Here is a 6,126-nt window from a genome sequence, read left to right as displayed (position 1 = left end):
CTGGCGGGGAAGGACGGGGGTCGGCGTGCTGCGGGGTGAGAGGCGGATCATGGCGTGGGCCCTGGGTTGGAACTTTCAACCCGGATTCACGCGGCAGCCGCCCGCCGTTGAATTAAGCCGAGTTAAATCCGGGCTTCATCCAATCCTCCGCCCTCCCCTCCTCTACGCGCCGCGCAGGTCCACGCTCCGGGCGAACGCGGGCTTGCGCCGCGCATGCGAAGCCTGCTCGTAGGCATAGGCGAGCTTGAGCAACACGGGCTCGCTCCAGGCGCGGCCAATGAAGGACACCCCCACCGGCAGCCCGTGCACGTCGCCCGCGGGCACCGTGAGGGTCGGGTAGCCGGACACGGCGGCGGGCGTGGAGCTGCTGCCCAGCCAGTGGTCGCCCAGCACCAGGTCGATGGGGCCCGCCGGTGCCTGCGTCGGCGCCACGAGCGCATCCAACTTGTGCTTGTTCATCACCGCGTCCAGGCCCTCGGCGCGCGAGTACCGGCGGCACGCCGCGAGCGCCTTCTTGTAGGCGGCGTCCGTGAGCGGGCCCTTCTTCTGCGCCTGGAGCAGCAGCTCCTGGCCGAAGTAGGGCATCTCGCGCTCGCGGTGCTTCTCGTTGAAGGCGATGAGGTCCGCCAGCGTCCGCACGGGGGCGCCCTCGCCGAGCTGTGCGAGGTACGCCTCCAGGCCCGCCTTGAACTCATACAGCATCACTTCCAGCTCGGGCTCGTCGAGCTTCGCCACGTTGGGCAGCACCACGGGGTCCACCAGCACGGCCCCTTGCGCCTTCATCACTTCGAGCGCGCGCTCCACGACCGCGTCCGTGGCCGGGTGGTAGCCGAAGAACCGCTCGCGCGGCACACCGATGCGCGCACCCTTGAGCCCCTGGGGGTCGAGGAACTTCGTGTAGTCCGGGTGGGCGCGGCCCTTGCCCGCGGCGGTGGCGGCGTCGCGTGGGTCCTCGCCCGCGAGCACGCTCAGCAGCGCCGCGGCGTCCGCCACGGTGCGCGTCATGGGGCCCGCGGTGTCCTGGGTCGACGAGATGGGGATGATGCCCGCGCGGCTGACGAGCCCCACCGTGGGCTTCAAGCCCACCAGCGAACACGCGGACGCGGGCGAGACGATGGAGCCGTCCGTCTCGGTGCCCACCGATACGGCGCAGAAGCTGGCCGCGGTGGCCGAACCCGAGCCCGAGCTTGAACCGGAAGGCGTCCGGTCGAGCGCATAGGGATTGCGGCACAGGCCGCCGCGCCCGCTCCAGCCGCTGGTCGAGTGCGTGGAGCGGAAGTTGGCCCACTCGCTGAGGTTCGTCTTGCCCAGGAGCACGGCGCCGGCGGCGCGCAGCCGCTCCACGATGAACGCGTCTCGCGGCGGGACGGCGCCCACCAGCGCGAGCGAGCCCGCGGTGGTCTGCATCTTGTCGGCCGTGGCGATGTTGTCCTTGATGAGCACGGGGATGCCGTGCAGCGGCCCGCGCGCGCCCTTCGCCTTGCGCTCGGCGTCCAGCGCGTCGGCCTGCGTGAGCGCGTCGGGGTTGAGCTCGATGACCGAACACAGCGGAAGGTCCCCGGTGCGGTCGAGCGCACGGATGCGCGCGAGGTAGGCCTCCGTCAGCCCGCGCGCGGTGTGCTTGCCGGACTCCAGGCCCGCCCGCAGCTCCGCGACCGTCGCCTCCTCGAGCGCGAAGGCCCCGGGCGTGGCGGCGGCCGGCGCGGCGGCGCGCGCATCGCGGGCGGCCAGCGCCCCCGTTACGACCGCCGCGGCCCCGAGGAGCGTGCGGCGGGAGAGGCCCGCCGGGTTCACATCGGAAGCAGCCGTCTTCTTCGTCATGGAGCAGGCACCCGTTCGTGGAGGGGCGCCAAGTGGACCCGATTCCCCCACCTGGCGGAAGAGCCGTGGCGAGCATCTTGTGACAAGGCTGGCACAATCCCAGCCAGAAGCGGTGTCAGGGGCGTGTGATACAGACAACTCCTCACCTGGAGACCCCCTCATGCGTCTACGTGCCCTTGCATTGACCTGCTTCACCGCACTCGCGGCCTGTGACAACACCCCCATCGAATCCGAGTCCACGGAGGAGCTGGGCGTCAGCACCGCCGCGGAGACGGCGACCCGCCTCTACGCCACGGTGGGCAACAACGAGCTGAGCTTCGAGACGCTCGGCACCTTCGAGCAGCGTGACGGCGTCCGCGCGCTCGTCATCCGCGCCACCGCGAACCGCTACCTCGCGGACGTCCTCAGCTTCGTTCCGGACGACGCCTTCGGGGACGCGAACGTCATCAGCGAGCGCCGGTTCGAGATCGTCCTCCACGAGGGCCACGAGCTCAACACGGTGCTCTCGGGCCTGCCGCTCTTCGTCAAGGTCACCACGAACACGGGCACGCCGCGCGAGTACACCGCGCGCATCGTGGTGGCCCCGCGCTTCTATGACTTCCGCGGCGACTCGGGCATCTGGATCGACGAGGCGGTCACCCCCCGCTACGTCGTCCAGGGCAACGAAAACCTCCTCTACCGGGGCCACGCCTCGGTCTCCGGCTACACCGACTGGCTCTCCGTCACGGCGCCCGACGGCATCCCGTCCGTCTACGGCCGGCCCAACTACAAGCTCGACTGGACGTACACGAAGCTGCACCAGGCCATCGACCCGCACACGGTCCCGCTCGCCTTCAGCGCTGGCGGCGACAACGGCGCGACGATGCAGAAGACCGCCCGGCTGGTGGCGCGCGTGACGGAGTTCGCGCTCACCGACGGCGACGCCTACGACGTCTGGCCCAGCCTGCCCTGCGACCCCGTCGTCTCCAATTGCTACCACTCGCAGCCCGCGGGCACGACGGACTTCAGCCAGTGCGGCACCTACCGACAGGTCCTGCGTTGCACGTACTGAGCGACCCGCGGCAGGTGTAACCCGGTGGTTGTCGCGAACGGGCCTGTTCCCCCTGGGGGAGCAGGCCCGTCGTGTTCGTGCTTCAGAGATGGGGTTCGCGGCTCGGATCTCCGCCGGCAGCCCGGCGCTGGCGCCCCCGCCTCTGACCTCGACGCGTCGAATCGACGTCGAACGGGCGTTTTCGACGCGTCGAAGGAGGGCCATTCCAGGCGCCGCGCACGTGTCCCGAGGCGTCCGCGTGCTGGCACGCCTTGTGTACTGAGGGGATGCGTCGCGAGCGGCACGAAGCCGCTCCGGCCCAATCCCACCTCACGCTCAGGAGAGAACGACCATGTCCAGCATCAATGCCTTCAGCTCCACCACCTGCGGCTCCTCGATTGGCACGGCCACGGGTGGCCCGATGCTCCCCGGCTCCGCCCTGGTGTCCATCAACGGCAGCACGGACCTCTCGCAGTGCATCAAGGGCGACGGCGGCTCGTACGTGCAGAAGATCTCCATCGAGAGCTACGATGGCGTCGTCTACACCAACAAGATCGTCGTCACGGGCTGCGGCCCGACCGGCATGGGCAACCGCTCCGACTTCACCTTCACCATGGCGAGCGGCGAGACCGTCACGCTCACCATCGCGAGCACGTCGCTCGAGGACCACACGGTGAAGTGCAGGACGACCGGGCTCGTGAAGATCGACTGGAACCTGAAGGACCTCTAGGTTCACACGACCTGCTCCTGGGCACCGGGGCCAGGCCCGCGGGTCCAGGCCCGGATGGCGCCCACGTCCGGCGTGCGGCGCCATCGCCGACGCGTTCGCCTTCGCGGCGGGCGCGCGGTTGACGTAAAGACAGACGCGTCTGAAGGTCGGTGGACGCGCCTTGCATGAACCTGGCTTCCTCCCGACCTCGCATGCCCCCCGGAGGTCCGGCGAGGCATTGCGTCGGGCATGGCCGAAGAGTTTCACGGAGCCCTGCGCGGATGGAGCTCCTCCGCGGTCGCGCTCGCGGCCTGCCTCCTTGCGACCAGGGCGCCGAAGACTCCGGCGGTGAAGAACATGATGACGCTGTAGATGGCCGCGGGAATGGCCATCACGCCGTCATTGAGCAACCGGGGGCTGGAGGCGATGGCGATGGCGAGCGTGCCGTTGTGGATGCCCACCTCCATCGCGATCGCCACCGCCTGCTTGCGCTCGACACGCAGCAGCATGGGCACCACGAACCCCACCGCCATGCTGGCCAGGTTGAAGGCGAGCGCCGCGAGCCCCACGCTCTGGAAGTACGTGCCCAGCTGATCCCGCTCCTTGAGCGTCGCCGCGAGCACCACGAGCACCAGGAACAGCGCCGAGATGATGCGCACGGGCCGGTCCAGGCCATTCGCGAGCGCCGGCCGCTTCGCGCGCACAAACATTCCCAGCGAGATGGGCACCAGGACGATGCCGAACACCTGGACGATCTTGGCGAACTGCAACGGAATGGCGCGCTCCTCCCCCATGAAGTGCGCAAGGGAGAAGTTCACGATGAGCGGCAGCGTGAGCAGCGACAGCACGCTGTTGACCGCCGTCAGGCTCACGTTCAGCGCGACATCGCCCTTGGCCAGGTGACTGAAGAGGTTCGCGGTCGCACCGCCCGGCGTCGCGGAGAGCAGCATCAACCCCACCGCGAGCTGGGGAGGCAGCCCGAAGCCGGTCGCGATGGCGTAACAGACCCCAGGCATGAGCAGCGTCTGACAGCCCAGGCCCACCAGCGCCGCGCGCGGATACACCGCCACTCGGCGGAAGTCCGCGAGGGTGAGGCTCAGCCCCAGGCCGAGCATGATCACGCCCAGGGCAATCGGAAGAAACACCTCGGTGATGACGCTGCTCTGCATGGCGGGCCCCCAGCGAAAGCACACACTCTGCCAGAAAACCCCGCGTCGCAGACCCCGCGATGACGGAATCCAGTGGCGGCCAATTCCTCCCATGACAAGGGGCGTCATCCCCTGCGCATGCGAGCCTTTACCTGTTGAAACACGCGGCGAGACTCGCGGCCCCTTCGCGGGGCGCCGGATGGTCGCGCACATGAAGAGACCGGTGCTGTTGCTGGGCCTGCTGCTGGTGCTGGCCGGCTGCAAGGGAACGATTGGCGGAACCCCGTCGCTGGACGCCTCCGTCCCCGACGCGGGGACCCGCCCGTGGAGCCGACCGCCTCCGCCTGCGAGGTCGAAGCCATGTCGTGGTCCTCGAAGCCCAGTTCCAGATCGCGACGGCCGCGCTGCTGGGAGGCCTCACGAACGTTGTCGTCCTCTCCGCGGGCACGTCAGGGATCGACGTCACCTACCCCGCAGACATCACGGGCCTGACGCACCACCAGCTCCAGCACGAGATTGAAGCCGGCGCGAACTGGAACGCGGTGGTGGAGGTCACCCGCCGCCATGTCGCGCTGGTGGCGAAGCTCGCGCGGACGCTGGCGGCCACGCCGGAGGTGGGCGCGAGCGGCTCCATGCTGGACCCCACCGCCATCCTCTTCATGTCCGACAACGCGGGATGGCCGGGCCCGGAACCGCCAAGGTCTCCAACCTCTTCAACTCCCTGGGGCACGCGCTCGGGGATAGCTCGCTCGACCACTTCGGGCTGGAGGTCAGCACGCGCATCAAGCCCGGACCGCTCAGCGAACTGTACGGCTGACGTCATGGAGTCCCATGGGAAGACATGGCCCACATGATTGGGAGTCGAGCATCAAGGCCCTACGGCGAACCATGCGGAGCCCGGGGCAAGCCTCCCAGAGCCAGAGAAGGCTCTGGGAGGAGGCCCAGGCCTACCGCACGACAGGTCCGCGAATGTGGCCACCGCCGGTATCGTATGCGCCATCCGGGACGTTGACCGTATGGCCATTGCGCTTGATGGCCGCCCCTGCGGCGCCCCCACTGGACGCGAAGACACAGGCTGCCGAAGACTGTCCCGGCTGCCCATATCCGCCGCCATCACCGCCCAGGACGGAGTAAGAGCCGGGTCCCATCGACCCACCGGTATAGTCGCCAGCCTTGCCTCCCTCGCCTCCCGTATTTCCACCCGAGTTCCCAGGCGTACCGCTCCGGCCCCCATTGTCCTGACCGCAGAAAGCCAGCTCATCAGCGGGGCTGAGACTGGAAGCCCCCGCCCCTCCGGCGCCGCCTACGGCACCGGCACCGCCGCCGCCACCTGCGTTTGAATTGCAGCCCGAGCCACCGCCACCACCGCCACCGCCACCCCAGATGTTTCCCTGATTGTTGATTGTGGTGGGCACCGT

At 69.1% G+C, this 6,126-nt stretch carries 5 protein-coding genes and 1 pseudogene; 4 read left to right on the top strand and 2 right to left on the bottom strand.

The window, feature by feature from the left end:
* Positions 1-162: 162 nt before the first annotated feature.
* Positions 163-1,821, bottom strand: coding sequence for an amidase (locus D7Y21_RS39685; protein ID WP_121718484.1), 1,659 nt, complete (start codon positions 1,819-1,821; stop codon positions 163-165).
* Between the two features lie 160 nt (positions 1,822-1,981).
* On the opposite strand from D7Y21_RS39685, the gene D7Y21_RS39680 reads away from it, so the two are divergent.
* The gene (locus D7Y21_RS39680) at positions 1,982-2,872 is read left to right on the top strand and encodes a hypothetical protein (RefSeq protein WP_147443263.1); all 891 of its coding nucleotides are present in this window, start codon (positions 1,982-1,984) and stop codon (positions 2,870-2,872) included.
* Between the two features lie 331 nt (positions 2,873-3,203).
* The gene (locus tag D7Y21_RS39675; RefSeq protein ID WP_121718483.1) at positions 3,204-3,581 is read left to right on the top strand and encodes a hypothetical protein; all 378 of its coding nucleotides are present in this window, start codon (positions 3,204-3,206) and stop codon (positions 3,579-3,581) included.
* A 242-nt stretch (positions 3,582-3,823) separates the two neighbouring features.
* Here D7Y21_RS39675 and D7Y21_RS39670 read toward each other — a convergent pair whose 3' ends face one another.
* Complete coding sequence (locus tag D7Y21_RS39670) at positions 3,824-4,729, bottom strand: bile acid:sodium symporter family protein (protein WP_120564803.1); 906 nt, start codon at positions 4,727-4,729, stop codon at positions 3,824-3,826.
* Between D7Y21_RS39670 and D7Y21_RS43735 the strand changes: the two are divergent.
* Together D7Y21_RS43735 and D7Y21_RS39665 are read left to right on the top strand one after the other, a co-directional pair.
* Positions 4,674-4,970, top strand: a pseudogene (locus D7Y21_RS43735) (lipoprotein); the annotation flags it as partial. The gene D7Y21_RS39670 and the pseudogene D7Y21_RS43735 overlap by 56 nt on opposite strands.
* Before the next feature lie 103 nt (positions 4,971-5,073).
* Complete coding sequence (locus tag D7Y21_RS39665; protein ID WP_233612477.1) at positions 5,074-5,562, top strand: DUF1552 domain-containing protein; 489 nt, start codon at positions 5,074-5,076, stop codon at positions 5,560-5,562.
* The last annotated feature ends 564 nt before the right edge of the window (positions 5,563-6,126 follow it).

This window comes from Corallococcus sp. AB045, from assembly GCF_003668895.1.
Taxonomy (GTDB): Bacteria; Myxococcota; Myxococcia; order Myxococcales; family Myxococcaceae; genus Corallococcus; species Corallococcus coralloides.
This window is presented reverse-complemented; position numbering and strand designations above follow the sequence as displayed.

Excerpts from the sequence above, each read along its gene's own strand:
- D7Y21_RS39685 (WP_121718484.1), bottom strand. The coding sequence starts at position 1,821 with ATGACGAAGAAGACGGCTGCTTCCGATGTGAACCCGGCGGGCCTCTCC.
- D7Y21_RS39680 (WP_147443263.1), top strand. The coding sequence starts at position 1,982 with ATGCGTCTACGTGCCCTTGCATTGACCTGCTTCACCGCACTCGCGGCC.
- D7Y21_RS39675 (WP_121718483.1), top strand. The coding sequence starts at position 3,204 with ATGTCCAGCATCAATGCCTTCAGCTCCACCACCTGCGGCTCCTCGATT.
- D7Y21_RS39670 (WP_120564803.1), bottom strand. The coding sequence starts at position 4,729 with ATGCAGAGCAGCGTCATCACCGAGGTGTTTCTTCCGATTGCCCTGGGC.